The organism is Dietzia alimentaria 72 (assembly GCF_000226215.1).
GTDB lineage: Bacteria > Actinomycetota > Actinomycetes > Mycobacteriales > Mycobacteriaceae > Dietzia > Dietzia alimentaria.
Genome location: NZ_AGFF01000003.1, coordinates 1 through 22,530, shown reverse-complemented (window position 1 = coordinate 22,530; position 22,530 = coordinate 1). Strand labels below are relative to the sequence as shown.

30 protein-coding genes are annotated in these 22,530 nt (G+C 66.7%); 19 read left to right on the top strand and 11 right to left on the bottom strand.

All coding sequences use genetic code 11. The features are described from left to right. Positions 1–25: 25 nt before the first annotated feature. The 4 genes from ON04_RS00395 to ON04_RS00380 form a co-directional block, all read right to left on the bottom strand. A complete protein-coding gene (locus ON04_RS00395; protein WP_010539585.1) occupies positions 26–883 on the bottom strand; it encodes a 3-hydroxyacyl-CoA dehydrogenase in 858 nt (285 codons plus the stop codon). Continuing rightward, positions 870–1,571, bottom strand: coding sequence for a TetR/AcrR family transcriptional regulator (locus ON04_RS00390; protein ID WP_010539584.1), 702 nt, complete (start codon positions 1,569–1,571; stop codon positions 870–872). Before ON04_RS00390 ends, ON04_RS00395 begins: the two co-directional genes overlap by 14 nt. Before the next feature lie 184 nt (positions 1,572–1,755). Beyond that, complete coding sequence (locus ON04_RS00385; protein ID WP_010539583.1) at positions 1,756–2,559, bottom strand: acyl-[acyl-carrier-protein] thioesterase; 804 nt, start codon at positions 2,557–2,559, stop codon at positions 1,756–1,758. Positions 2,560–2,627: 68 nt separating this feature from the next. Further along, positions 2,628–3,074: a hypothetical protein gene (locus tag ON04_RS00380; protein ID WP_010539582.1), complete on the bottom strand. Its 447-nt coding sequence runs from the start codon at positions 3,072–3,074 to the stop codon at positions 2,628–2,630. Positions 3,075–3,242: 168 nt separating this feature from the next. Here ON04_RS00380 and ON04_RS00375 point away from each other — a divergent pair, with 168 nt between their 5' ends. The 9 genes from ON04_RS00375 to ON04_RS00335 all read left to right on the top strand — a co-directional run bounded on the left by ON04_RS00375 (position 3,243) and on the right by ON04_RS00335 (position 9,035). After that, positions 3,243–3,770 (top strand): Asp23/Gls24 family envelope stress response protein, encoded by a 528-nt coding sequence (locus tag ON04_RS00375; protein WP_010539581.1) that lies wholly within the window; start codon positions 3,243–3,245, stop codon positions 3,768–3,770. A 62-nt stretch (positions 3,771–3,832) separates the two neighbouring features. Continuing rightward, entirely contained in the window at positions 3,833–4,009 is a 177-nt protein-coding gene (locus ON04_RS16805) for a hypothetical protein (protein WP_010539580.1), read from the top strand. A gap of 3 nt (positions 4,010–4,012) precedes the next feature. Continuing rightward, positions 4,013–4,381, top strand: a complete 369-nt coding sequence (locus ON04_RS00365; RefSeq protein ID WP_010539579.1) for an Asp23/Gls24 family envelope stress response protein — start codon at positions 4,013–4,015, stop codon at positions 4,379–4,381. Next, the gene (locus tag ON04_RS00360) at positions 4,378–4,932 is read left to right on the top strand and encodes an alkaline shock response membrane anchor protein AmaP (RefSeq protein ID WP_010539578.1); all 555 of its coding nucleotides are present in this window, start codon (positions 4,378–4,380) and stop codon (positions 4,930–4,932) included. The genes ON04_RS00365 and ON04_RS00360 overlap by 4 nt, the downstream gene beginning before the upstream one ends. A gap of 12 nt (positions 4,933–4,944) precedes the next feature. Next, positions 4,945–5,619, top strand: coding sequence for a hypothetical protein (locus ON04_RS00355; protein ID WP_010539577.1), 675 nt, complete (start codon positions 4,945–4,947; stop codon positions 5,617–5,619). Continuing rightward, a complete protein-coding gene (locus ON04_RS00350; RefSeq protein WP_050815220.1) occupies positions 5,616–6,194 on the top strand; it encodes an RNA polymerase sigma factor in 579 nt (192 codons plus the stop codon). Before ON04_RS00355 ends, ON04_RS00350 begins: the two co-directional genes overlap by 4 nt. Beyond that, positions 6,185–6,709 (top strand): hypothetical protein, encoded by a 525-nt coding sequence (locus tag ON04_RS00345; protein ID WP_010539575.1) that lies wholly within the window; start codon positions 6,185–6,187, stop codon positions 6,707–6,709. The genes ON04_RS00350 and ON04_RS00345 overlap by 10 nt, the downstream gene beginning before the upstream one ends. Continuing rightward, positions 6,699–7,019: a hypothetical protein gene (locus ON04_RS00340; RefSeq protein WP_010539574.1), complete on the top strand. Its 321-nt coding sequence runs from the start codon at positions 6,699–6,701 to the stop codon at positions 7,017–7,019. Before ON04_RS00345 ends, ON04_RS00340 begins: the two co-directional genes overlap by 11 nt. Positions 7,020–7,064: 45 nt before the next feature. Further along, a complete protein-coding gene (locus ON04_RS00335) occupies positions 7,065–9,035 on the top strand; it encodes a heavy metal translocating P-type ATPase (RefSeq protein ID WP_010539573.1) in 1,971 nt (656 codons plus the stop codon). A gap of 35 nt (positions 9,036–9,070) precedes the next feature. Here the strand turns inward: ON04_RS00335 and ON04_RS00330 are convergent, their stop codons facing one another. Together ON04_RS00330 and ON04_RS00325 are read right to left on the bottom strand one after the other, a co-directional pair. Continuing rightward, positions 9,071–9,418, bottom strand: coding sequence for a glutaredoxin family protein (locus tag ON04_RS00330; RefSeq protein ID WP_010539572.1), 348 nt, complete (start codon positions 9,416–9,418; stop codon positions 9,071–9,073). Between the two features lie 212 nt (positions 9,419–9,630). Next, positions 9,631–10,491, bottom strand: a complete 861-nt coding sequence (locus ON04_RS00325) for an MBL fold metallo-hydrolase (RefSeq protein ID WP_010539571.1) — start codon at positions 10,489–10,491, stop codon at positions 9,631–9,633. A 182-nt stretch (positions 10,492–10,673) separates the two neighbouring features. On the opposite strand from ON04_RS00325, the gene ON04_RS00320 reads away from it, so the two are divergent. Continuing rightward, entirely contained in the window at positions 10,674–11,282 is a 609-nt protein-coding gene (locus tag ON04_RS00320; RefSeq protein ID WP_010539570.1) for a GyrI-like domain-containing protein, read from the top strand. Between the two features lie 8 nt (positions 11,283–11,290). Here ON04_RS00320 and ON04_RS00315 read toward each other — a convergent pair whose 3' ends face one another. Next, positions 11,291–12,721 (bottom strand): sugar porter family MFS transporter, encoded by a 1,431-nt coding sequence (locus tag ON04_RS00315; RefSeq protein ID WP_010539569.1) that lies wholly within the window; start codon positions 12,719–12,721, stop codon positions 11,291–11,293. A gap of 207 nt (positions 12,722–12,928) precedes the next feature. Between ON04_RS00315 and ON04_RS00310 the strand changes: the two genes are divergently transcribed. Further along, complete coding sequence (locus ON04_RS00310; protein WP_010539568.1) at positions 12,929–13,303, top strand: nuclear transport factor 2 family protein; 375 nt, start codon at positions 12,929–12,931, stop codon at positions 13,301–13,303. A gap of 50 nt (positions 13,304–13,353) precedes the next feature. Then, the gene (locus ON04_RS00305) at positions 13,354–13,635 is read left to right on the top strand and encodes an Lrp/AsnC family transcriptional regulator (RefSeq protein ID WP_010539567.1); all 282 of its coding nucleotides are present in this window, start codon (positions 13,354–13,356) and stop codon (positions 13,633–13,635) included. Positions 13,636–13,654: 19 nt separating this feature from the next. On the opposite strand, the gene ON04_RS16900 is transcribed toward ON04_RS00305, so the two are convergent. The 4 genes from ON04_RS16900 to ON04_RS00290 form a co-directional block, all read right to left on the bottom strand. Further along, positions 13,655–14,335 (bottom strand): ketopantoate reductase C-terminal domain-containing protein, encoded by a 681-nt coding sequence (locus ON04_RS16900; RefSeq protein ID WP_010539566.1) that lies wholly within the window; start codon positions 14,333–14,335, stop codon positions 13,655–13,657. Beyond that, the gene (locus ON04_RS16895) at positions 14,332–14,718 is read right to left on the bottom strand and encodes a ketopantoate reductase family protein (RefSeq protein WP_010539565.1); all 387 of its coding nucleotides are present in this window, start codon (positions 14,716–14,718) and stop codon (positions 14,332–14,334) included. The genes ON04_RS16900 and ON04_RS16895 overlap by 4 nt, the downstream gene beginning before the upstream one ends. Positions 14,719–14,810: 92 nt before the next feature. Next, positions 14,811–15,485 (bottom strand): SDR family oxidoreductase, encoded by a 675-nt coding sequence (locus tag ON04_RS00295; protein WP_010539564.1) that lies wholly within the window; start codon positions 15,483–15,485, stop codon positions 14,811–14,813. 28 nt (positions 15,486–15,513) lie between these two features. Further along, positions 15,514–16,113, bottom strand: coding sequence for a MarR family winged helix-turn-helix transcriptional regulator (locus tag ON04_RS00290; protein WP_010539563.1), 600 nt, complete (start codon positions 16,111–16,113; stop codon positions 15,514–15,516). A gap of 159 nt (positions 16,114–16,272) precedes the next feature. Here ON04_RS00290 and ON04_RS00285 point away from each other — a divergent pair, with 159 nt between their 5' ends. From ON04_RS00285 to ON04_RS16890, 7 genes are all read left to right on the top strand, one after another. After that, positions 16,273–17,109 (top strand): alpha/beta fold hydrolase, encoded by an 837-nt coding sequence (locus ON04_RS00285; RefSeq protein ID WP_010539562.1) that lies wholly within the window; start codon positions 16,273–16,275, stop codon positions 17,107–17,109. 321 nt (positions 17,110–17,430) lie between these two features. Beyond that, positions 17,431–18,486: an ABC transporter ATP-binding protein gene (locus tag ON04_RS00280; protein ID WP_010539561.1), complete on the top strand. Its 1,056-nt coding sequence runs from the start codon at positions 17,431–17,433 to the stop codon at positions 18,484–18,486. A gap of 265 nt (positions 18,487–18,751) precedes the next feature. After that, a complete protein-coding gene (locus ON04_RS00275) occupies positions 18,752–20,023 on the top strand; it encodes an ABC transporter substrate-binding protein (RefSeq protein ID WP_010539560.1) in 1,272 nt (423 codons plus the stop codon). 133 nt (positions 20,024–20,156) lie between these two features. Next, positions 20,157–21,146 carry a carbohydrate ABC transporter permease gene (locus tag ON04_RS00270; protein WP_010539559.1) on the top strand — a complete coding sequence of 330 codons (990 nt, stop codon included), beginning with the start codon at positions 20,157–20,159 and terminating at the stop codon, positions 21,144–21,146. Between the two features lie 89 nt (positions 21,147–21,235). Then, entirely contained in the window at positions 21,236–22,087 is an 852-nt protein-coding gene (locus tag ON04_RS00265) for a carbohydrate ABC transporter permease (protein ID WP_029457376.1), read from the top strand. A gap of 5 nt (positions 22,088–22,092) precedes the next feature. Then, positions 22,093–22,317 (top strand): hypothetical protein, encoded by a 225-nt coding sequence (locus tag ON04_RS00260; RefSeq protein WP_010539557.1) that lies wholly within the window; start codon positions 22,093–22,095, stop codon positions 22,315–22,317. Beyond that, positions 22,298–22,530: hypothetical protein (locus ON04_RS16890; protein WP_238529178.1), on the top strand; the 233-nt coding region annotated here is incomplete at its 3' end. The genes ON04_RS00260 and ON04_RS16890, both read left to right, overlap by 20 nt.

The following is a 22,530-nucleotide window of genomic DNA, read 5'->3' as shown; positions in this document are numbered from 1 at the left end:
CCTTTCCTGAAAAGATGGCGTATTTCTACTTGGGGTACTTATATATCCCTTCGCCACTTGCTTGTCCGAGTTTTCCTTTGTCGATGTAGTTCGTCTTAAGGAAGTCGGCTAGTCGCTCCCCTTCGGGACCGCTTTGCTTTGCCACGTTGTATGGGGTCATCAACCCGACCTCATCAATGATCTCAAGAGGGCCGAGTGGCGCGCCCGTGGCGAGGCGCCATGCGCGGTCGATCATCTCCGGCTCGGCATAACCGTCGACAAAGAGGCTGAGGCCCGCGATCAGAAACGGCTTCAGCAGAGAATCCGTGACATAGCCGGCCTTCTCCTTTTTCAACTCGATCGGTACCATTCCGATATTCTCGGCGAAAGCCACGACTGTCTCGTAGGTCTCCTGGGCAGTTCGATCAGTCTTCATGACCTCAGCACTGTTGTGCACCCAGATCCTGTTGGCGAAGTGCAGCGCCAAGAACTTCTCCGGCCTGCCGGTGGATTGCACCATGTCGCTCGGCAGTAGTGTCGAGGAGTTGGTCGCGAAGATCGTGTGATCAGGAGCGAACGCATCAAGCTTTCCGTAGAGCTCGTTCTTGATGGAGAGATCTTCAGGGACCGCCTCGATTACTAGATCGGCGTCGGACACGGCTGTCTCCAGGTCGGATGTCATTGTGATGCGCTCAATTGCTTCGGCGGCTCTGCCGCCGGAAGCCTCTGAGACCTCGTCCGTGTAGGTGCTCACCAGTGCGTCGAGTCGCTCATTCGCCGCGGTCAACGCGGAGTCGTCGATATCGAAGGCAACTACCTCGAACCCCTTGAACGCTGTCTGAAAAGCGATTTGTGAACCGAGTACCCCTGTTCCCAGGACGGTAACCTTATTAATCTTGGTCATTCTTTCTCCTTTGGTTGTGTCTTGAAGCATGCAAATCGCCTCGAGAGTGTCCGATTTCGCTGAGTCCGGCCACGATGATCTTTACCTGAGTCCGAAGCACGCCCAGCGGATCCATGGGGTGCTCTTCACCGCGCTGGCGAATCATGGGATGCACAATGGTCATATGCACTAGCGCGAATATCGAGCGGGCGGCGCACTCTATTTCGTGGTCGGCCGCGGATGTAAATTCTGAGAGCGGCCGAAGAGTGTCCAGCAGCAATTCGGCAATCGCCCGTTCCATTCTCGCAATGATGTCGAGTCCCTGTGCCCGGTAGACGTCGGTGGGCGACCCGAACAACAACTCACGCTGGTAGACGATCGAATTCTCGTGCTGGCGCCACCCCTCGGCGATGAACGGCTCGACCAGTGCGAGGACCCTATCTGCGGGGCCAATGGGCCGGGCAGCGTTCTCCGCCCCGAGTTCCAAAGCGGCCACCGCAGCGTCGTTATACACCATCAGCAGCAACTCACTCTTGGTCGCCGCGTAGCGAAATAGCGTGCCAGCAGCAACATCTGCGCGGTCGGCGATTTCGCGGGTAGTGACCGCCTCAAAGCCGCGTTCACCGAACAGTTCGGACGCTGCGGAGAAAATTCGCGCCCTTTTTGCGTCTTTGCTGCGCTCGCGACGCCCCAGAGGAGCCGTTGGCATGGTGGTCACCCTCTCTCGCTGTAAAACCGTACCGGAGCACGCTGAATAATGACCATACTCCGAATTGGCTGACGATCAAGGGCTGCGACCTCGCTGGCGGGATGCAGAGGCGGACAGAGGCCTTTCGGTCTTCGCGCGAACGAAATCGCAAAAGTAGCGATCAGGGCCGATTCCGGTGGACGTACTACGAGCTCGTGACTGTAACGGCGGCCGCGACCCGATCATCTGCGTTCATCCACATCTGCAACTCGCCCCCGTGCCGACGCCGGCGCACGGTGACAGTGGTGCCCGGCGGGACCGGGCGCAAGTACTCGATCACCACGCGGTATGGAGGGCGCCGCAGGTCCGGATGGTCCGAGAGTTCGTCTTCGACCGCGCTGAGGTAGGCCGCATTGTTGAGGTGCTGGAGCGGGTCGAAGTCGGTAGTGCGGAGGACATGAGGCCGGTCCGGCAGTGCGTCAGGGTCGGCTGCCTGTGTGGGCAGGGCGGGTGTCATGCCATGCCAGCGCAGGCGATGTGTCTCGGTCATCGCTGCGAGCATGGCGAAGCCGGAGGGGCTGATCCGCGTGGGCATGCCGTGCTCGTTGACGGCGATCCAGAATGCCTCGGTCTCCACCAGTCCGCCCTGTCGTCTGTGGGGGCTGAGCGCGCTCGGGTTGGGCTCGGAGGTGAGCCGCACCCGCATGCTCGCCCATCGGGTCGATACGGCCGAGCACCAGCGCTGCAGGTGCACTGTCGCGGGCCAGGTGATCGGTTCGATGACGTCGGTCACGGTTCGGCGCACGATCCAATAGGGGTCCGTGTCTGCGTGGTTGGTCGCCTCGAGATCGTCGTTGGCGATGTCCTGGAGATAGCGGGCGACGCTGTCTAGGCGGAGCCGACTCTGCGGGTCGACGTCTGCTGTCCGCACGCGGTAGGAAGTGGAGAAGCCGGTTGCCGGCCCCGGTGGCGGTGGCAGTGGCTGCAGTCCTCGGTCGGGTGTCGTCATCGACCCCCCTTGGTGTGATCTACGTCACTGTACGCCTGAGAGGTGAACTTCGCAGTCCGCGGGCCCTGTTATTCGCGGGCGTCCACTCGAAAGGGATGCGCACCGGTTTCCCTTGACCACCGGTCTGCACGGGAATCGGTGAACGTCATGTGTGCCACGTGCATGATCTCCCCAGACTCGGCGAGTGCGGTGCGGTGCTCGCCCGGCGGTACAACTGACACGTGGAGGGCCGACGTCCGATCCTCTGCGGCGTTGTCATCCGGTTGCTCACCGCGGAGCGTGACGTCGACATCGTGGATCGGGTGGGGCGAGCGGTTGGCGATTACGAGATCTGTCCCCGAGACCCACGCGGAAACCCGATCGGCGTGTTCTCGCCTCGCCGCTATCCGGTCAGCGAGCTCCCGCTTCACGCGGTGCCGCCGCTCTTGGTGGATCTGGTAGTAGGCCACCGCGAATGCGGCCACCGTGCCGATCGAGCCTGTCCATGTGGCGAAGTCGCCGTATCTCTGGGGCACCGCGTCACCTTCGACTCGTATGGGGGTTGCTCTGACCGTACCGACTCTCTTCCGGCCCGGAAGCCGGGGAGCGCGTCTCCGCGTGAGGATTCCGATACTCGTGACGTCTTAGGGGTGTAGGTGTTCTACGCGATCGGCCGGAGGTCGGTCGTCAAATGAGGAGGAATTATGTCGGACCCATCGGTTCCCCAGACCGGCCAGCAGAAGGAACGGGCCGAACAGGCCGCTGCCCGTGAGGCCCAGGACAACCAAGTCGAGGAGTTCACCCCCAGAGGACCGCTACAGACCTCGCGAGGTGTGACAACCATGGACGAGACCGTCGTCGCCAAGATCGCGGGGATGGCGGCCCGGGAGGTTCCTGGGGTCTACGACATGGGTAGCGCGACCCGCCGGGCGTTCTCGGCGGTCACGGACCGCATCCCCAACGCGCAGACGAACGTCTCTGGCGGCATCAGCGTGGAGAAGGGCGATACGCAGGCCGCCGTCGATGTGACGGTCGTGGTCGAGTACGGCGCTTCACTCGTGGAAGTCGGTGACGCGATCCGTCGCAACATCATCGAGCAGGTGGAGGGCACTACAGGCCTCGAGGTAGTCGAGGTCAACATTCATGTATCGGACGTCCACCTGCCCCAAGAAGATGACGGCGCCGAGTCCCGGGGTGGGTCCCAGCCCCCTCGAACCGGCGAACTCAGGTAGCTCATCCCACCGCCGGGGCGGGATCAGCGGCCCGCCCTCGCACCCCTGAACGAGGAGTACTCATGAAGACAACCCATCTCGCCCTGCTGGTGGGGCTGTTTCTCGGCGCGGTCGCCGCGTTCGGGTCTGTGACCCAGTTCTTAGTCGTCGCCGTGTTCGGCGTCATCGGAGTGGTGGTCGGACTGGCCATCGAGGGTCGCATCGACATCAGGGGCGTCACCGATCGTCGGGGGCGATGAGCGATGACGATCGCGCCACCTGAACAACGGGGCTCGACGACGATCCCCTCGGCCGTAGTCGCTCGCATAGCGGAACAGGCGGCGTCCGAGGTCCCCCGGGTCGGCGGAGCAGCCGGCGGGGTCCTGGGCGTAGGGGCTCGCCGCAACTTCGACTCGCGCCCCTCGGCGGAGTGCGATCTCTACGGAAAGGTCGCCGTGCTCAGAATCGATGTCGGTATGGCCTTCCCCGTCGATCTCACCTCGACGAGTCTCCGACTGCGGCAGCATGTAATCGAACGGGTGGAATTCCTGACCGGGCTGCAGGTCGGCCGAATGGATATCGAGATCTCCTGGCTCAATCCCGACCACCGGGGGAGAGGAGAGTTGCGATGAGTGCCCCGGCTACTCCGCGGAGACTGGTCAGACACCCCGCTCGGGCGATCCCCGCAGTGCTCCTCTCGATTGTCCTACTGGTGGGCGGGGCGCTGGGGTTATGGCTACTGGGCGCGTACTTCCTCCACGGCACCGTCCCGACCGAGGCCGCTGGCGCCGTTACCGCGATAGCCGACACCCGGCTCGATTCGATCGCCGCACAAGTGGTGGCGGTTGCTCTGGCCGTGCTTGGGTTGCTGATGATCTTGTCGGCGCTCGTCCCGGGTCGACCGTCCCGAACCAGGATCCTGGCCGGCGACATTCCCGGTGACACCGCGATCTCCCGTCGCGACCTGGCCAGACGGATCCGCCGTCGCGCCGAGCAAGTGGACGGGGTGCACAGCGCCCGCGTGGAGGTCAAGCGTCGTCGTACCGACGTCGTCGTCCGCACGGTCGTCGACGACACCGAACCGGTACTCCACTCGGCCAGGGCCGCCGTCGATCAGGCAGTCGAGGAACTGCACCTCGCCCGGTCGGCACCGCCCCGGGTCCGAATCACTCGCCGAAGCTGAAGGGGACACATCATGCGTTCGCTCTCCGGAACCCGCAACCGCCTAGTGCTCCTTGTGGTGGGCGTGCTCGCCCTCGTGGCCGCGGCCTGGCTCGGCGCGGTCGCCTTCGGGCTCTTCTCCTCGGTCGGGGCGCTCCGCGGTGTCCTCGTGCCCGGCGAGCAGACCGTCGATGCGCTGGTCCAGACCCACCGCGTGTGGCTCGTGACAGTAGCTTCGGTGGTCGCGGTGCTCGCCACGCTGGCAGGCCTCGCGCTGCTCCTCGGGCAGATTCCGTCACAGCCGGGAAACACGGTCCTCCGCTTTCACGACGGGGACCGCACGGTGCTGGCTTCCGTGGAGCCAGCGGTCCTCGAGCGAGCGCTCGCCGAACGCGTCGCGGACTCACCCGGTGTCCTGGACGGATCCGTCCACGTCTCGGGTTCGACCGTCGACCTCTGCATCCAGGCGGAGATCGCGGTGTCCGAGGGCGCTGAGGTGGAATGGACGATCGAGCAGGCCCGCAGCCTCATCGCCGCCGACGTGAGCACCGCCCTGGGTTCGGCGCCGAGACGTGTCGACCTGCTCGTCCGGCTACGCTCGACCGCCGCGCCGTCCCGAGTAAGCGTGGACGACGCGCACGATTACGTGCCCAGGGGGAACCGAGGCGATAAGTCGCCGAGCGAGTCACGTACGCGCGAGACCGTATGAGGGAAAGGGGCAGCGCCGACGAGGATGTCGATGACCGGGTTCTAGTGCTGCGTGCTCAGGACGGAGACGCCGGTGCGTTCGAGCGCCTGGTCGACCGGCACCAGGGGCGGCTGTTCCGCATCGTCTATCTCATGGTGGGAGATCGACAGGACAGCGAGGACATCGTCCAGGAGAGCTTATTGACGGCGTGGCGGAAACTGCATCTGCTGGACGACCCCGATGCGTTTCGCAGCTGGGTCTCCCGCATCAGTTCCCGCCGCGCGACCGATGTCGCGCGTCGACGTCTGCGGCGGGCCACGGAGGCGCAACCGACCGAGGTCCTGGAGCGCCGGGGGGACGAGCGGCCCGCTTCCGATCCCGCGCACGCCACCCAGGTCAACGTGCAGTTGCAGGCGCTCGCCCGGGTACTGGCGTCGCTGGAGCCGGGGTTACGGTCATGCTGGGCACTGCGTGAGGTCGAGGGAATGACCTACCTGGAGGTCGCCATGACCCTAGGGATCACGGAGGCGGCCGCACGAGGACGACTCGCCCGCGCCCGGGTACGAGTCATGCAACAGATGGAGGAATGGCGGTGAGCCCCGTGGACAACCCTTCCGGCCCCCGAGAGCAGGATGAGAACGCCGCGACCCGGCGGTACCTCGAGTTGGTCCGCGCCCTGCACAGTGAATGGGACGAGTTAGAGGAGCGGGGCGAGACCGGGGTGCAGTTGTCGCACCGCGCTCGGGCTTCTCTCTCCGAGTCAGTCCGAGCGGACGTCCGTCATGGCGCTCAGGTGCAGATGCCGCCCACCAGTCTCGGCCCGTTCACACTGTCCGAGCTCTCACTGCGCACTCTCGTCCGCACGACCGTGGACCGCGTCCCCGGCGCGATTGCGCTGAAAACCTCGTTCGATCACGCGACCGTTCCGGACTGGCTCACGCGAGGAACCCCACAGCGGATCTTCTGTCGCATCTCAGCCAGTGCTGCTGCGCCCGACCTACCTGCATTGGCCAATCGGGTTCGGACCTCCGTCCAGACCGCCTGCGCACAGGACCTCGACCTGACCGACGTCGTCGTCGACATCCACATCGAGGACCTCCATGACAGCTGAGCCCGCCGGAGCGGACATCATCGGCCTGGTCACCTCGGTGCCGGGCGTTCTGGGCATCGAGCCCGGGATCGGGACCACTCTGCGCACCCTGGACGCACGTATCCGGCGCGCCCCAGGGGCCGCGAACCATTTCGGTCTCCACATCGACAGCGACAAGGGCGAAGTCGTGGTGGAGGTGTGCGTAGATCACTCTCGGGAGACGCGTGAGATAGTGCGGGAGATCCAGGAAGTTGTCCGCACCGCGCTCCAGGGCGCGCACTCGACCGAGCCGACGATCCTCGTCCGCGTGCAGTCCCTCAGCGTGGGGTAGCGCGACACGAGGCGCGCCGCTGCGGTCGTGGGGGAGGATGACCGCATGGCTGGTTTTCGGGAAGACGCGCACGTAGTCGGGGATGAGCCGAACCCGGGCGACGGCCTTGACGACCGCGCCGGCGCCTCGGGCCCCGCCGGCGGGAGAACAGCTGCCAGTGTCATGCGCGCGTATCCGCTGGTGGTCGCCTCGTTGCTTGTCCTCGCTGTGGTGGCAGCGTTGCTGCTGGGCGGCCAGGCCGGTCTGGCGCAGTGGATCGGCTCGCTGTGGGCCGGGGCCGTGGCGTTGTGGGTCGCCCGGGGGATGGTCCGCGATCTGATGGCCGGGCATTGGGGGATCGACATCCTCGCCGTCACCGCCGTGACCGCGACCGTCGCAGTGGGCGAATACGTCGCTGCACTCGTGGTGGTGCTCATGCTCACCGGAGGCGAGGCCCTGGAGGACTACGCCGCGGGGCGGGCGCGCCGAGAGTTGAACGCGCTCCTGGATCGGACCCCACGTACCGCCCGCAGGGTGCTCGACGACGGCTCGGTTCAGGAGGTCCCGGCCGAGGACGTGCAGCCGGGGGAGCTGCTGTTGCTCCGACCGAGCGAGGTCCTACCGGTCGACGGCCACCTTGAAGACGACGAGGCCGAGCTGGACGAGTCCTCGATCACCGGGGAAAGCCTTCCCGTCACCCGGCAGCGGGGGGAGGATCTGCTGTCCGGCTCGATCAACGGCACCCGAGCCATCCTGGTGCGGGCGACGAGCACCGCCGCCGACAGCCAGTACGCGCGGATCGTCGAGATGGTGCGCACCGCTGCGGAGTCGAGGGCACCGGTGGTGCGGCTCGCAGACCGCTACGCAGTCCCGTTCACCGTGCTGTCCCTGACGATCGCGAGCGCTGCCTGGTGGTACTGGTCCGACCCGGTGGTCTTTGCCGAAGTACTGGTGGTGGCCACCCCCTGCCCGCTGCTCATCGCCGCGCCCGTCGCGTTCCTCGGTGGCATGGGCCGGGCGGCACGCACCGGCGTCGTCGTCAAGGACGCGGGCACCCTTGAACGACTGGCGAACGTCCGGACCGTTGCCTACGACAAGACCGGGACGATGACCTACGGTCGCCCGGAGCTGGTGGCCGTCCGACCTGCTCCAGGGTCCGAGTGGGACGACACCGCGGGGGAGCTGGCGTTGCTGCAGCTGACGGCGTCGGCAGAGCAATATTCCTCGCACGTGGTGGCCACCTCGGTACAGACCGCCGCCCGAGAGCGGGGGTTGGAGCTGTCTCCCGCCGAAGACGCACATGAGGAGGCCACCAACGGGGTCACCGCGACGGTGGACGGACATGCGGTGGTGGTCGGCAAGCGTCGATTCGTCGCCGAGCACGCCGGGCAGGTGGCCGAGGCGGATCTCGAACCCGGTGAACTGGCTGTCTACGTCGCGATTGATCGACGGTTCGCCGGCGTCGTCGTCATGGCCGATCAGCTGCGAGAGGACGCACGGGACACGGTCGCGGCGCTCACCGAGCTGGGAGTGACCGACCAGCTGGTGCTCAGCGGTGACGCGCAGACCACGGTGGACCACGTGGCGGCGGCCGCGGGCCTGGACAAGGCGTGGGGCGAGCTGCTGCCGCAGGACAAGGTGCGCCTCGTCCGCGAACTCCCCAACCGAACGGTGATCATGGTGGGCGACGGCGTCAACGACGCGCCGGCCCTTGCTGTGGCAGATGTCGGAATCGCGATGGGAGGCCGAGGGTCGACCGCGGCCAGCGAGTCGGCGGACATCGTGATCCTTACCGAGCACCTGGGGAGGGTGGCCAGCGCGGTGCGCGTAGGACAGCGCACGATGCACGTGGCGCTGCAGAGCATCTGGATCGGGATCGCCCTGTCCGTCGGGTTGATGCTGGTGGCGGCGACGGGCTCGATCCCCGCGGTGATCGGTGCGCTCAGCCAAGAGGTGGTGGATCTGGTGGTGATTCTCAACGCGCTGCGCGCGGTCCGGCCTGGACGGGCTGAAAGGTCTGCTCAGGTCACAAGGTGACCGGCCCGGCCGCGATCGTCACGCTGACACCGGGGTCACGACGTTGCCCGCTTACCTAAGCCAAATATCGTGCGCCACTTCCCGGTTTCCGCTGTGGGCGGGACCAACTCGTCTACTCGATGCGGTAGCTCGCTCTTGACGGCGGCGACAATCTGGTTGACGCTTGGATTGACCATTGCGCGCTCGCCCACGAAGACGGTCGGAACAGTCTCGTCGCCGCCTGTCGCCGCGCGGACTCTCGCCGCGGCATCAGGATCCGACCAGATGTCGACGTCCGTCGTGGCAATTCCGCGGCGCCGCAACGAACTGCGAAGTGTCATGCAGAACGGGCAACCGGGTCGCCACATGACCTGGATCCCGTCGACGTATGTCGATGAACTCATTGATGCTCCTGACGTCGGTGTCCCCATACTGCCTGCGGCGCCGGAGATCGCGTCAACATCGTCCGCGCGGACCTCACCGACGTGGGTCATGCCAGTGTATGCAATGGACCCGACGTGTCCGAGGATCACCAGACACGACGTTGGTTACGCGAGACCCGCCTTTGGCTCGTTTGTTGCTGCTCCAACGGCTCCGACTGCTGCCGGGCGGAACATCAGGTGAGATGGTCGTACTCACCGTCGGCCCAGGCTGCATACCGCTCGGCCGAGCGGTGGACAACGGCGCGGGCATCCCGTGGGACGCAGCCGCCGAAGTTGGCGTAGAGACGATCGAAGTCATATCGCGAGACGTGCTCGGCAATCCGGCGCACGACCGCCCCGGACAGTGGCATCCAGTTGGGGAACGAGCGCATGAACGTCACCCACTCCGGGTCGGCGACCGTCCCGATGGTGTCGCCGGTGAACAGCACCCCGCGGCCGTCGGGCGCGGTCCAGTGCACTACTGCGCTCCCCGGGAAATGGCCGCCGGGCTGCGAGGCGTGTACCCCCGGAACGATCTCGATCTGGGACTCGCGGCGCCACACCACGGTGTTGCGCGGTCGGAGGCCGAGCCAGCGCTCATCGGGTGCCGAGACGTAGACCGGGCAGTCGTCGAAGGCCGCCGACCACAATGACTGCACCCCGTACATGTGCGGGTGCGACGCGATGATTGCAGAAAGGCCACCCCACACACGGATGGCAGCGATCGCCTCATCACTGATGAAGTTAGGCACCTCGACCAGCACGTTCCCGTGGTTGGTGCGGATGAGAGCGGGCTTCTGCCCGATTCCGGGGCAGTTCCGCTGTGCGAGCGAGATGACATCCGTCTCGCGCTCGGTGAACTCGATGGACGCGCCACCCGCCCTGGATTCCTCCGGTGTAGTCCATCGTTGGCCCGTGGACGGCACGAACTGCCGCTCATCAGCGCAGATCGGGCACAGCTCGGGCAGTGGTTCGGCCCGCTCGACGCCGCAGGTCGCGCACTGCGTTACCGAGCCCGCGCCCGAACCAGCGCCCTGACCGCCAACGACGCTCACGGTAGATCGCCTTCGAGGTGGACTCTCTGGTTGGGTGTGCGGAGACGGCGGTGCATGTTTGCGATTGTCCTCGCAGCGCACTCAGGCCGCATCCGCCCCGCTCGCCGATTGGCGGGCCCTTCCGCTGCGCGGGCCCACAGCGCACACTGTGAGGAGCCATCACGACCCCGAGAGGGCAGCCCATGTCGTCGTCTCCCTTCCCATCTCACGACCAGAGCCCGGCGATCCCGAACGACCCGCCACCCGGGTACCCCGACCTCGGCCCTGAGCCACTCGGCGAGATCGTGCTGCTGCGAGGCCGCACCGTGCCGACCGTGGTGGTGCGTGCCGACGATGTCCCGATGGCCACCATCAGCGGGTTGTTCGACGCGGTGTTCGGTAGAGCCTTCCCCGCCGCGTTCGCGCAGGGACTGCAGCCCGCCGGGCCGGCATTCGCGCTGTACACCCGACTTACCGACGGCCCCGACGCGATGGCAGACGTGGAGATCGGGTTCCCGCTCGACGGCCCGCTGCTCGAACAGCTCGACGACGATCCCGTCGAGGTGGAGGGTCTGCGCGTGGTCGCCTCCGCACTTCCGGCAGGCGTTGTGGCCGTGACCAGCCACGTCGGTGGGTTCGATGGACTCGGCGAGGCGTGGGGCCGGTTCCTGGGCGAAATCGGAGCGAAGGGGATGACACCCGGCATCCCGTTTTGGGAGAGCTACGTGACCGAACCGTCGCCCGACATGGATCCGGCGACCCTTCGCACGGACCTCTACTGCCTGGTCCGCACGCCCGAGGAGGCCGCCTGACCTGCCTGCTACATGTCTTCGAGAGACCGGCCGTTCGTCTCCGGGATGAACTTGGCGACGAACAACAGTGAAAGTAGCGCCGACACCGCGTAGAAACCGTAGGTGAACGTCAGGCTGAGCTCGGCCATCGGCGGGAACGCCGTGGACACGGCGAAGTTTGCGAGCCACTGCGCGGCCGCCGCGAGCCCCAGGGCCGCGGAGCGGATGCGATTGTTGAACATCTCGCCGAGCAGCACCCACACCGCCGGCCCCCACGACATCCCGAAGAACACGACGAACCCGTTGGCGGCGATGAGCGCGATCAGTCCCTGGGTGTCGGCGAGCTGAGGAGCGAGTTCGCCGTCCGGGCCCGGCCCCATGGTGGCGGTGCTGAACATCAGCGACATCACGGCCAGGGAGAGCGTCATGCCCACCGAACCGGTGATGAGCAGTTTGCGGCGGCCGATCTTGTCGATGAGAGCGATCGCCACGATGGTGACCACGATGTTCGTGACGGAGGTGATGACGGTCTGCGTGAGCGCGTCCTCCTCGGTGAAGCCGACCGACTGCCAGAGCGAGGTGGAGTAGTAGAAGATCACGTTGATGCCCACGGCCTGTTGGAAGACCGACAGGACGATGCCGATCCACACGATGGGCAGCAGGTTGATCCCGCCGGGCTTCACAAGGTCGCGCCACGACCGCTTACCGTCTTCGCTGACAGTCGCGCGGATCTCGCGGATCCGGTTGTCGATCCCGCCCTTCTGGATGGAACGCAGGACCTCGCGGGCCCGGTCGACCATGCCCTTGCCCACCAGATAGCGCGGCGATTCGGGGATCGTCAGCGCGAGCACCCCATAGGTCACGGCGGGAATCACCTCTGCCCAGAACATCCACCGCCAGGCCTCGGCCCCCAGCCACAGCTCCTCGATCGCGCCACCTGCGACCCCCGCCAGCCAGGCGTCGGTGAGGAGGGCCACAAAGATGCCGGAGACGATCGCCAACTGCTGCAACGAGCCGAGTCGCCCGCGGATCGCCGGCGGAGCGACCTCGGCGATGTAGGCCGGAGCGATGACGGACGCGGCACCCACGCCGAGCCCGCCGATGATCCGCCAGACGATGAGGTCCGCGGGTCCGAAGGCGAGCCCGGATCCGAGTGCGCTCGCGGTGAACAGCACCGAGGCCAGAATCATCACCCGGGTGCGCCCCCACCGGTCGGCGAGGCGCCCGGCAAGATAGGCCCCGGCTATGCACCCAAGGAGGGCCGACGAGACGGCGAATCCGGTCAGTGCGGCGTTCATCCCGAACGTCTCCTGGACGGAGTCGACGGCGCCGTTGATCACCGCGGTGTCGAAGCCGAAGAGGAACCCGCCCAGCGCGGCGACCATCGAGATGAGCACCACCCGTCCGGTGTGGAACGACTCCTCCTCGGGAGTCTGAGGTGACGGTTTGAGTGTGGACATGTCGGACCCCGCTCCCGGGCCGGGTGCCGGTGACAGCCGACCGCCTCTGTGACAGATGGTGCATGCAGCGTAGGCCTGCGGAAAACCGCGCGCAAGAAGATTGACGACACCCGCTGTCAGGGCGATTAGCCGGGTCCGCACCCACGGAATAAGAACACGTTCTAGGCTTTGGTCCACCTCGTCGTCGTCATCGAAAGGGCTACACCCATGAGTGCCTCACCTGAGCAGATCCGCTCCACCGCCGATTCGTACACCGCCGCACTGGTCGCCGGCGACCTGGACGCCGTCATGGCGCTCTACGCGGAGAACGCCACCGTCGAGGACCCGGTCGGCGGCGGTACCGTCCACGAGGGCCTGGATGCGATCCGCGGCTTCTACGCCACCGTCACCGCGCTGAAGATCGACGCCAAGGTCCTCGAGGCCCGCGTCTGCGGCAATGACCTGCTGTTCAACTTCGAGATCACCACTCACTTCGGCGCCGACAGCAAGGCCACGATCAACGTGTGGGACCTCATGACCCACGACGAGCAGGGCAAGGTCACCTCGATGCGCGCCTACTGGACACCCGAGAACATGAGCTGACGCTGCCCGGTCGGCGGAGGTCAGGGCCCGCAACGACGTAATCTGGGCCCATGATCACCGCCATCGTCTTTGTCCACGCCGAGACCGCACGCATCCCCGAGGTGGCGTCCGCGATCGCCGAGATCGATGGCGTGTCGGAGGTGTACTCGGTCACCGGGACCATCGACCTGATCGTCCTCGTACGGGGTCGCCGTAACGAACAGATCGCCGACATCGTCTCGGACCGCCTCAATAAGGTTCCCGGCGTGATGGATACGGAAACCCACATCGCGTTCCGGACCCAGTCCAAGCACGACCTCGAGGCCGCGTTCTCGATCGGCTACGACGACTGACGTGTGACCGGCCGGTCGCTCAGTCCCGCTGAGCCGCCAGTCGCCGCGCCCGACGGCGCGCACGCTGGAGTTCGGCCAACAACGCCGTGCCGGTCCACTGGCGACGCGTGTCGCCCGCGCGCTCCGCGTCGTGCACCAACTCGCACATACGCTCGCAGGCCGGCGCCTCCATGCCGACGGACTGCGCCATCCGCACCACCTCGCCCTGCAGGATGTCCACCTCGGTGGGCCGGCCGTGCACCAGATCGTCGTTCATGGACGAGGTCCCGTCGGCGTCCACCCGGATCACCGCATGGGCGAGCCTCCGGAACGCCGGCGTGGGCAGGCGCATGGCCAGCGGCAACGCAGCTGCAGGTACCGCGATGGGCACGCGCGGGACCACCCCGACCGCGGTGAACACGCGAGTCGCCTCGGCCTGACACAGCGCCACGCTCCGTCGTAGATCACGGTCGAGGAGTTGTGCGCGCAGCGGCAGTCCGGACAGGGCCTGGACCGCGTTGTTGAGGTTGAGCAGGACCTTGCCGTGGAGGACGGCCTGGATGTCGTCGGTCGACCGGGTAGGTAACCCGGACTCCCGCATCACGTCGATGAGGGGCTCCGCCTGCCGATGCTCGGCCACGATGATCACGCCAGGGGAGGTACGCCGGTATGTGGCGGGCCCGGTGCGTGCCACGTTGAACGGCACCACGCCGGCGATCACGGGGAGTCGTCCACGGCCTCACGAATAAGGTCAGCCGAGTGCAGACCGTTCTGCAGGCCCACGACCAGCGTCTCAGGGCGCAGGAAGGGGAGGAACTGGGCGGTGGCCGCGCTGGTCTGGCCGGCCTTGGTGCACACCAGAACCACGTCGGCATGGCGCACCGAGTCGGGTGTTCCGGCGAGCGCAAGGGCGTCGGCGGGGACGTGGAGACGGTCGCCATCAACGGATTCCACGGTCAGGCCCACGGCCTGGATCGGATCCAGCACGTGGGGTCGGCCGACGAGGGTCACGTCGGCGTGGCGGGCGAGCCGGCCGCCGAGATAGCTGCCGACCACGCCCGCGCCGATCACGGTGATGCGCAGCGGCGCGTCCAGGCTGGTCATGGTGTTAACGAGAGTACGACAGGCGCGGCGGCGTGGCACCGGGATCGGCCGAGCAAATCACCCGGAAGGGTTGGGGCGCGCCGCGGCCCGGGTCAGTGGGTGCGCGGCCGCAGGTCGATCTCGGTGGGGTGTGCGTCGGGCGTCGACTCAAGGGCCTGGCGGATCACCGCGGCCACCGACCCGGGTCGCAGGAAAGTGGACGGGTTGTAGTCCTTGCCCTCGGCGGCCACGATGCCCCGCTGCATGTCGGTGTCCACGCGCCCGGGGTACACGGAGGTGACGCGCAGGTCGGGTTCCTCGCCGCGGAGGGTGTCGGTGACGGCACGCAGCGCGAACTTGGAGGCGCTGTAGGCGCCCCACCCGGGCTTGGCGAGTTTCCCCGCGCCGGAATTGACGACGACGACGTGGCCGCCTGCCGCGCGCAGCGCTGGGAGCAGGACGCGGGTCAACTCGACTACGGCCACCACGTTCACCTCGTATGCCCGCCGCCACTGCTCGGCGTTCGACGCGTCGATGGTGTCGAGTTCGGCAATCCCGGCGCAGTGGATGAGGCCGTCGAGTGCGTCGATCCCCACGGCCGCATCCGTGACCCCGTCGGTGGTGGTGAGGTCCGCCGTCACCACGCGCGCCGAGCGGCAGTCGCGGGCGACCGCCTCCAGCGCCGCGGTGTCGCGGCCCACCAGGATCAGGTCGTGACGATCGGAGAGGTCCCGGACGGTGGCGGCACCGATCCCGCGAGAGGCGCCGGTGACCAGAATTGTGCTCATGCCTGACGAGGTTAGTCGCGGGCCCGGCTCAGTCGCTCGTCCCTCGCCGTCCGGTCGACTCCTGGTCCTCGTCAAAGGCGTCGAGTAGGGCGTTGAGGGCTGGTACCGCCTCTGCGAGGAGTTCGCGGTGTTCGGAGGAGAGCTGGATCATCCGGTGGGCGAAGTCCAGGTCGCGATTCTGGAGCACCTGCTCGATCCGGCTGCGTCCGAGATCGGTCAGGCGGACGCACACACCACGCCTGTCCGTCTCGTCGGGCTCGCGTACTACATACCCCATGGCTTCGATCACGCTGACGGAGTTGCTGGTGGTGGGAACGCGGACGTTCTCGAGCCGGGCGAGGTCGCTCATCCGCAGTCGGCCGTGGCAGGCCAGGGTGTGCAGGATCGACGTTTGCGCGCGGCTCAGTGCGTACTGCGTGTTCTGCCGCCGGACCAGCAGGTCCAGTCGCAACAGGATCGGTCGGACTTCGATTGCCAGGTCCAGATCCGGCGTGTCGATTGCGGTGTCGCGATCCGGTGTGGTCAGCCCGAGGGCCGGGTCGGACCACTCCGGGTCGGCCGATATCGAGTCCGGCGATTCGAGGATGTCGGTGGAGATCTCGTCAGCGCTTCTCGTCGTGGTGTCCATATCCCCCAGCCCGTTGACAGCCGCTTCCCCCGAAGCGGCATTCCCCGCTAGCGCTGAGCGGAGTTGATCCGCCTCCGCGAAGCAGGACTGTTCAACATATAAACATGTTCTTTTGCAGTCGTGGGGCAGCACGTCGGTGGTCTGGAGGACACTGTGCGCATGGTTCTGCATCATCAGGTCACCGGTTCAGGTCCCACGATCGTGCTGCTCCATGGGGTCTGTCACCGTGGCCACGCGTGGGATCCGGTCGTCCCGTTGCTCGCTGACAGGTTCCGTGTCGTGGTGGTGGACCTGCCCGGCCACGGCGGATCGAAACCCATCCCCGAGGAGGGTAGGGCGCTGGATTTCATGGTCGACGAACTCACGGAGGTCCTCGCAGCGACTGTGCCTGCCGGAGAGCGCCCCCACATCGCCGGAAACTCACTGGGAGGTTTTCTCGCGCTCGAGATGGGCGCCCGCGGACTGGCCAGCAGTGTCAACGCGCTCTCGCCCGCCGGCTTCTTCGGCTCCGACACCGAGTGGCGATACACGCTCGCCGTGTTCTCGGGACTCCGAACGCTCGCCCGTAAGCTGGAACGCCACATCCCGGCGTTGACCACCCGGGCGGCCGGTCGCACCGTGATGATGGGCGCGTTCTGCGTCCGGCCGTGGCGCTATCCGGCGGAGGCGGCGGCCATCGACGGCAGTGCGATCGTCACCAACACGGTGCTGGAGCACGCGGACCGTCATTCATTCGTCTTCTCCGCACCGGTTGATGAGGACCTCCCCGTCACGATCCGCTGGGGCAGGTTCGACCTGGTCCTGCCAGTGTGGCAGTCCAAGCTCGCCTCCAGGCTCTTCCCGCAGGCCCGGGTGGAGATCTCCGCTGACGGGCACGTGCCGATGTCCGACGACCCGGAGAGCGTGGCCGCCTCCATCGCCGCGTGCGCACAACGCGGCATCGCATACGACCGCGACAGACCGGCCGCGTCCGCCCCGGCTGGGTCCGCGCACTAGGCACCGGCTCGGCCACCTCCCGCCTCGCCCACCTCCCGCCTCGCCCACCTCCCACCTCGGCCACCTCCAACCTCGACCACCATCCAGTTTTGTCGTCGCTACTGCGAAAATCCGGCTTGAGATTCGCAGTAGCCACGTCAAAACGGCGACTATCGGGGAAGGGCGGCGGGTGCTCGTGCCTGGGCGTCCTCCCGGCCGCGGGGCTGACGGCACCGAGCGCGGAGTGCGAATGAACCACCGCGCATGCCGCTACAGTCACCATGTTCGCCCTCTAACTCGGATCGTCCGGCACGTTCCTGCCGGTGAAGGGAAAGATCTCGCATGGCTTCGGTGACCTTCGAGAACGTGTCCATCATCTATCCGGGGGCCGCGCGTCGCAGCGTGGACCGCCTCGACCTGGAGATCGCCGACGGTGAGTTCCTCGTCCTGGTGGGACCGTCGGGTTGCGGTAAGTCCACCACTCTCCGCGCGCTCGCCGGGCTCGAGGACGTGGCTGCCGGCCGGATTCTCATCGGCGGCGAAGACGTCACCGGCAAGGAGCCCAAGGACAGGGACATCGCGATGGTGTTCCAGAACTACGCCCTGTATCCGCACTACACGGTGCGGGAGAACATGGGCTTCGCGCTCAAGCTGGCCAAGGCCTCCAAGAAGGAGATCGCCGAGCGGGTGGACCGCGCGGCGGAGATGCTGGACCTGAGCGATTACCTGGATCGCAAGCCCAAGGAGCTCTCGGGCGGGCAGCGTCAGCGCGTGGCGATGGGCCGGGCGATCGTCCGTAACCCGCAGGTATTCCTCATGGACGAACCGCTGTCCAATCTAGATGCCAAGCTCCGGGTCGCCACGCGTGCGCAGATCGCCAAGCTGCAGCGGGACCTCAACACCACCATGCTCTACGTGACCCACGACCAGGTCGAGGCGATGACGATGGGCGACCGTGTGGCGGTGCTCAAGGACGGCATCCTGCAGCAGGTCGACACCCCGCGCGAGCTGTACCACAACCCGGTCAACGCGTTTGTCGCCGGTTTTATCGGCTCGCCGTCCATGAATTTGTTCGAGGCGCCCGTCGCTGACGGACGGGTGGACCTCAAGGGATTCGGTGAGCCCGTCCCGGCCGGGGCCGGCACCCTGGTGACGGTGGGAGTTCGACCAGAGCACCTGCGGATGGCCGCCGACGGCCACGGGTTGCGGGTGACCGTCGATCTGGTGGAGGAGCTGGGAGCGGACAGCTACCTGCACTGTTCCACCGACGAGGGGGACCCGGTGGTCTACCGCGCGGAGTCAGGTGACCACCCGCGAAAGGGAGAGACCATCCATCTTGAGGCCGACGACGGCGAGGTGCGCTTCTTCGATGCCGAGACCGGTGCTCGACTGCGCTGAGTGCCCTCGGGCGCCGACGCGAAGTCACATGTTGTGGGAAGGCACATGCCACAACATCTGTTGTTGCTAAAGTGTCTGGAGTGGTTTCTGGTTCCGACACACCCTCGGGCGATGGCGGGGCCGGACCGGCGGGGTTCACCCACCTGCGGCGCGGCGTGCGATACGCTCAGCGTGTCCTCAGTGAGACCCGTGTCACACGGGCGCCGGTTCACTGACCGTCGGCAATCGCCGGTGGGAGTCGAGACACAACAGTAGGAGAGAGCGCATGGCCGTTCACGGCAGGTTCCTCAAGGCGGCGGCGGCCGCATCCATCGTCGCCATGGTCGCATCGGCCTGTTCCTCGGGTGGGGAAGAGAGCAGCGAGGAGGCGGACGCGGGCACCTCGGGCGTCGGCCCCATCACCTTTGCGATGGGCAGCAACGACACCGACAAGCTCCAGCCGGTCATCGAGAAGTGGAACGCGGAGAACCCCGACCAGGAGGTCACCCTCCACGAGCTCCCCGCCGAGCAGGACGGTCAGCGCGACACGCTCACCCAGTCCCTTCAGACCGAGAGCGGCGAGTACGACGTGTTTGCTCTCGACGTCACCGACACCGCGTACTTCGCGGCCAACGGTTGGCTTCAGCCGATAGACGGCGACACCGAGGTCGACACCTCCGGCCTGATCGAGGCCGCGGTCGATTCGGCCACCTACAACGGCACCCTCTACGGCGTGCCGCAGAATACCAACGCCCAGCTGCTGTACTACCGCACCGACCTGCAGCCGGAGGCTCCCGCCAACTGGGGCGCGCTCGTCGAGTCCTGTGGCGCCGCCGCGGAAGCCGCCGTCGACTGCCTCAACCTGCAGCTCAAGCAGTACGAGGGCCTGACGGTCGCCGCGACCCAGTTCATCCACAGCTGGGGCGGCAAGGTCGTGGGCGACGACGGCGACACGCCTGAGCTGGACAGCGAAGAGGCCCGCGCCGGCCTGGCCGCGCTGGTCGACGCCTACAAGAACGACGTCGTGTCGATGAAGTCAGACGCTTTCACCGAGGAGGAGACCGCCCAGGCGTTCCTCGGCGGACGGACGATGTACGCCTACAACTGGCCGTACATGTACGAGTCGGGCCAGAGCGACCCGACGTCCGAGGTCCAGGGCAAGTTCGACGTCGCACCGATCGTCGGTCCGGAGGGGGCGGGCAAGTCCACCCTCGGCGGCTACAACAACGCGATCAACGTCTACTCGGAGAACAAGGCCACGGCCGCGGCGTTCCTCGAGTTCGTCATCTCCGAGGACGTCCAGATGGGCTTCGCCAAGGAGTCCTTCCCGCCGGTGCTGTCCTCGATCTACGACGACGAGGCTCTCCAGCAGGAGTTCCCCTACATGGGCGCGCTGAAGGCTGCACTTGAGAACGCGGAGCCGCGTCCGGTCACCCCGTTCTACCCGGATGTCACCAAGGCGATCCAGGACAACACCTTCGCCGCACTGAAGGACCAGAAGAGTGTCGAGCAGGCACTCACCGACATGAGCGACGCGATCAACCAGGCCGCTGGGTGATCGCACCGGTCGGATGATCGAGGCGAGTCGGTGACCCCCGGTTACTGATTCGCGGCAGGTGGGCCCCGGGTAACGTTCCCGGGGCCCACCGGTCTCATTGGTGGAGCGGGCGAAACCCGGCGAGGAGCACGAGATGACGTCGACCGAGAAAACCCGGGCGCCGCTGGTCGCAAAGAAGTTCGACTGGCGCCCGATATGGATGGTAGGCCCGGCGCTCGCGATCCTCGCGGTGGTGATCGGCTATCCGATCGTTCGCGCGGTCTACCTGTCGTTCATGGCCGATCGCGGCCTGGACCCCGCCACCGGCATGTTCTCCGACGGAGGATTCGCCGGATTCCAGCACTATCTCTACTGGCTCACCCAGGCGTGCCCAACCCGGGGCGGCGACGGCACCGTCACCTGCCCGCCCGGGACGTCGGCGGTCGACTTCTGGCCCGCCATGGGCAACACGCTGTTCTTCACCGTCACCACCGTCTCCCTCGAGACCCTGCTCGGCTTCGCCATGGCTGTGATCATGGGCAAGAGCATCTGGGGCCGCTCGCTGCTCCGGGCGGCGGTATTGGTTCCCTGGGCCATCCCGACCGCGGTCACCGCCAAGCTCTGGGCGTTCATCTTCGCCCCCAACGGCATCGCCAATACCATTCTGGGTCGCGACATCGCCTGGACCACCGACCCCACCTACGCCCGCCTCGCCATCATCGTGGCCGACGTGTGGAAGACAGCCCCGTTCATGGCGTTGCTCATCCTGGCCGGTCTGCAGATGATCCCGGGTGACGTCTACGAGGCGGCTCGCGTCGACGGTGCCTCCCGCTGGCAGCAGTTCACCAGGATCACCCTGCCGCTGGTCCGGCCCGCGCTGATGGTCGCCATCCTCTTCCGCACCCTGGATGCGCTGCGGATGTACGACCTCCCCGTCATCCTGGTGTCCGCCAATTCCGCCTCGCCCACCGCGACCGTGTCGATGCTCGTGGTCAACGAGATGCGGGCCGGCAACTTCAACAGCGCCTCGGCGGTGTCGACACTCGTATTCCTCCTGATCTTCGCCGTCGCCTTTGTCATGGTGAAGTTCCTCGGAGCGAATGTCGTCGAGGACCGCACCGGTAACAAGGAGGAGATCCGGTGAACAACCGAGCATCCGAGCCCGGCACCTCGCCGACCGTGGCGGTGAACTCGTCGTCGTCGACCTCCGGCATTGCCGGTCGCAACGACGACCTGGATCTCAGGCCGCCGCGCAAGCCCCTCGGCCGGACCGTCGGGACCTACCTCGGCGCGGTCCTGATCCTCGTCTGGGGACTCGCTCCGTTCTACTGGATGCTGGTCACAGCGTTCCGCGACAACCGGTTCGTGTTCTCCGCCAGCCCGGTGCCCTCGCACCTCACCCTGGACAACTTCCGGGAGGCGCTGTCCACGAGTAGCGGCAACAACTTCTTCGGCGCGATCATCAACTCGATCCTCATCAGCTCCATCACCACCGCCCTGGCGCTGACCTTCGGCATCTTTACCGCCTACGCGCTCGCCCGGGTCGACTTCCGCGGTAAGTTCCTGGTCACCGGCATCATCCTGGCGGCCTCGATGTTCCCGGGCGTCGCCCTAGTTACTCCGCTGTTTCAGCTGTTCACCGACATCGGCTGGATCGGCACCTACCAGGCGCTCATCATCCCCAACATCTCGTTCGCGCTGCCGCTGACCATCTACACGCTCACATCGTTCTTCAACGACCTGCCGTGGGAGCTCGAAGAGGCGGCCCGGGTCGACGGCGCCACGCGCGGTCAAGCGTTCATCAAGATCATCCTGCCGCTCGCTGCGCCGGCCCTGTTCACCACAGCAATCCTCGCGTTCATCATCACGTGGAACGAATTCCTGCTCTCGCAGCAGCTGTCCACCACGGCCACCGAACCCGTCACCGTGGCGATCGCCCGGTTCTCCGGAGTCAACCCGTACCTGCCGCCGCACGCCGCGATCATGGCGGCCGGTGCGCTGGTGACCGTGCCGCTGGTGATCATGGTGCTGATCTTCCAGCGACGCATCATCTCCGGCCTCACCGCCGGCGGACTCAAGAGCTGACCGGTATGGCACGGGCCGGCGGGAACGCGCTCGGGACCCGGCAGCGACTCGAGATGCTCGGCGGGTTTGTCGGATTCTTCACCGTGCTGGCCCTGGTCAATGCCGTCGGACTCATCGTCACCGGGCGGCCCTCGATCTGGGCGTCGCTGGTGCTTCTGCTGATGCTGGCCGTGTCGTGGTACACCTACCGCGTGTGGCGCCGGGCCGACCGTGCAGTCAAACGCGGCTGACGGAATTTCGGATCTCGCCCAGCCCGCCCAGCCCGCCCAGCCCGCCAAGCCCGCCAAGCCCGGGCATCTGCACCCGCGCCTGCACGCCCAGGACGTAGGCGCCGCCATCGATGCACTCGCGCCACCGCCGGGGCGGCCGCGCGAGTGCATTGACGGTCGCAGCTGTGCGTGGCGGGGGCTGCGGCGAGCGGCGGCCGGGGCTGCGGCGGGCGG

Excerpts from the sequence above, each read along its gene's own strand:
- ON04_RS00320 (WP_010539570.1), top strand. The coding sequence starts at position 10,674 with ATGTCGTCGTCTCCCTTCCCATCTCACGACCAGAGCCCGGCGATCCCG.
- ON04_RS00335 (WP_010539573.1), top strand. The coding sequence starts at position 7,065 with ATGGCTGGTTTTCGGGAAGACGCGCACGTAGTCGGGGATGAGCCGAAC.
- ON04_RS16805 (WP_010539580.1), top strand. The coding sequence starts at position 3,833 with ATGAAGACAACCCATCTCGCCCTGCTGGTGGGGCTGTTTCTCGGCGCG.
- ON04_RS00260 (WP_010539557.1), top strand. The coding sequence starts at position 22,093 with ATGGCACGGGCCGGCGGGAACGCGCTCGGGACCCGGCAGCGACTCGAG.
- ON04_RS00270 (WP_010539559.1), top strand. The coding sequence starts at position 20,157 with ATGACGTCGACCGAGAAAACCCGGGCGCCGCTGGTCGCAAAGAAGTTC.
- ON04_RS00305 (WP_010539567.1), top strand. The coding sequence starts at position 13,354 with ATGATCACCGCCATCGTCTTTGTCCACGCCGAGACCGCACGCATCCCC.
- ON04_RS00310 (WP_010539568.1), top strand. The coding sequence starts at position 12,929 with ATGAGTGCCTCACCTGAGCAGATCCGCTCCACCGCCGATTCGTACACC.
- ON04_RS00275 (WP_010539560.1), top strand. The coding sequence starts at position 18,752 with ATGGCCGTTCACGGCAGGTTCCTCAAGGCGGCGGCGGCCGCATCCATC.
- ON04_RS00290 (WP_010539563.1), bottom strand. The coding sequence starts at position 16,113 with ATGGACACCACGACGAGAAGCGCTGACGAGATCTCCACCGACATCCTC.
- ON04_RS16895 (WP_010539565.1), bottom strand. The coding sequence starts at position 14,718 with ATGACCAGCCTGGACGCGCCGCTGCGCATCACCGTGATCGGCGCGGGC.
- ON04_RS00330 (WP_010539572.1), bottom strand. The coding sequence starts at position 9,418 with ATGAGTTCATCGACATACGTCGACGGGATCCAGGTCATGTGGCGACCC.
- ON04_RS00350 (WP_050815220.1), top strand. The coding sequence starts at position 5,616 with ATGAGGGAAAGGGGCAGCGCCGACGAGGATGTCGATGACCGGGTTCTA.
- ON04_RS00365 (WP_010539579.1), top strand. The coding sequence starts at position 4,013 with ATGACGATCGCGCCACCTGAACAACGGGGCTCGACGACGATCCCCTCG.
- ON04_RS00295 (WP_010539564.1), bottom strand. The coding sequence starts at position 15,485 with ATGAGCACAATTCTGGTCACCGGCGCCTCTCGCGGGATCGGTGCCGCC.
- ON04_RS00385 (WP_010539583.1), bottom strand. The coding sequence starts at position 2,559 with ATGACGACACCCGACCGAGGACTGCAGCCACTGCCACCGCCACCGGGG.
- ON04_RS00280 (WP_010539561.1), top strand. The coding sequence starts at position 17,431 with ATGGCTTCGGTGACCTTCGAGAACGTGTCCATCATCTATCCGGGGGCC.
- ON04_RS00390 (WP_010539584.1), bottom strand. The coding sequence starts at position 1,571 with ATGCCAACGGCTCCTCTGGGGCGTCGCGAGCGCAGCAAAGACGCAAAA.
- ON04_RS00395 (WP_010539585.1), bottom strand. The coding sequence starts at position 883 with ATGACCAAGATTAATAAGGTTACCGTCCTGGGAACAGGGGTACTCGGT.
- ON04_RS00345 (WP_010539575.1), top strand. The coding sequence starts at position 6,185 with ATGGCGGTGAGCCCCGTGGACAACCCTTCCGGCCCCCGAGAGCAGGAT.
- ON04_RS00340 (WP_010539574.1), top strand. The coding sequence starts at position 6,699 with ATGACAGCTGAGCCCGCCGGAGCGGACATCATCGGCCTGGTCACCTCG.
- ON04_RS00375 (WP_010539581.1), top strand. The coding sequence starts at position 3,243 with ATGTCGGACCCATCGGTTCCCCAGACCGGCCAGCAGAAGGAACGGGCC.
- ON04_RS00315 (WP_010539569.1), bottom strand. The coding sequence starts at position 12,721 with ATGTCCACACTCAAACCGTCACCTCAGACTCCCGAGGAGGAGTCGTTC.
- ON04_RS00360 (WP_010539578.1), top strand. The coding sequence starts at position 4,378 with ATGAGTGCCCCGGCTACTCCGCGGAGACTGGTCAGACACCCCGCTCGG.
- ON04_RS00355 (WP_010539577.1), top strand. The coding sequence starts at position 4,945 with ATGCGTTCGCTCTCCGGAACCCGCAACCGCCTAGTGCTCCTTGTGGTG.
- ON04_RS00285 (WP_010539562.1), top strand. The coding sequence starts at position 16,273 with ATGGTTCTGCATCATCAGGTCACCGGTTCAGGTCCCACGATCGTGCTG.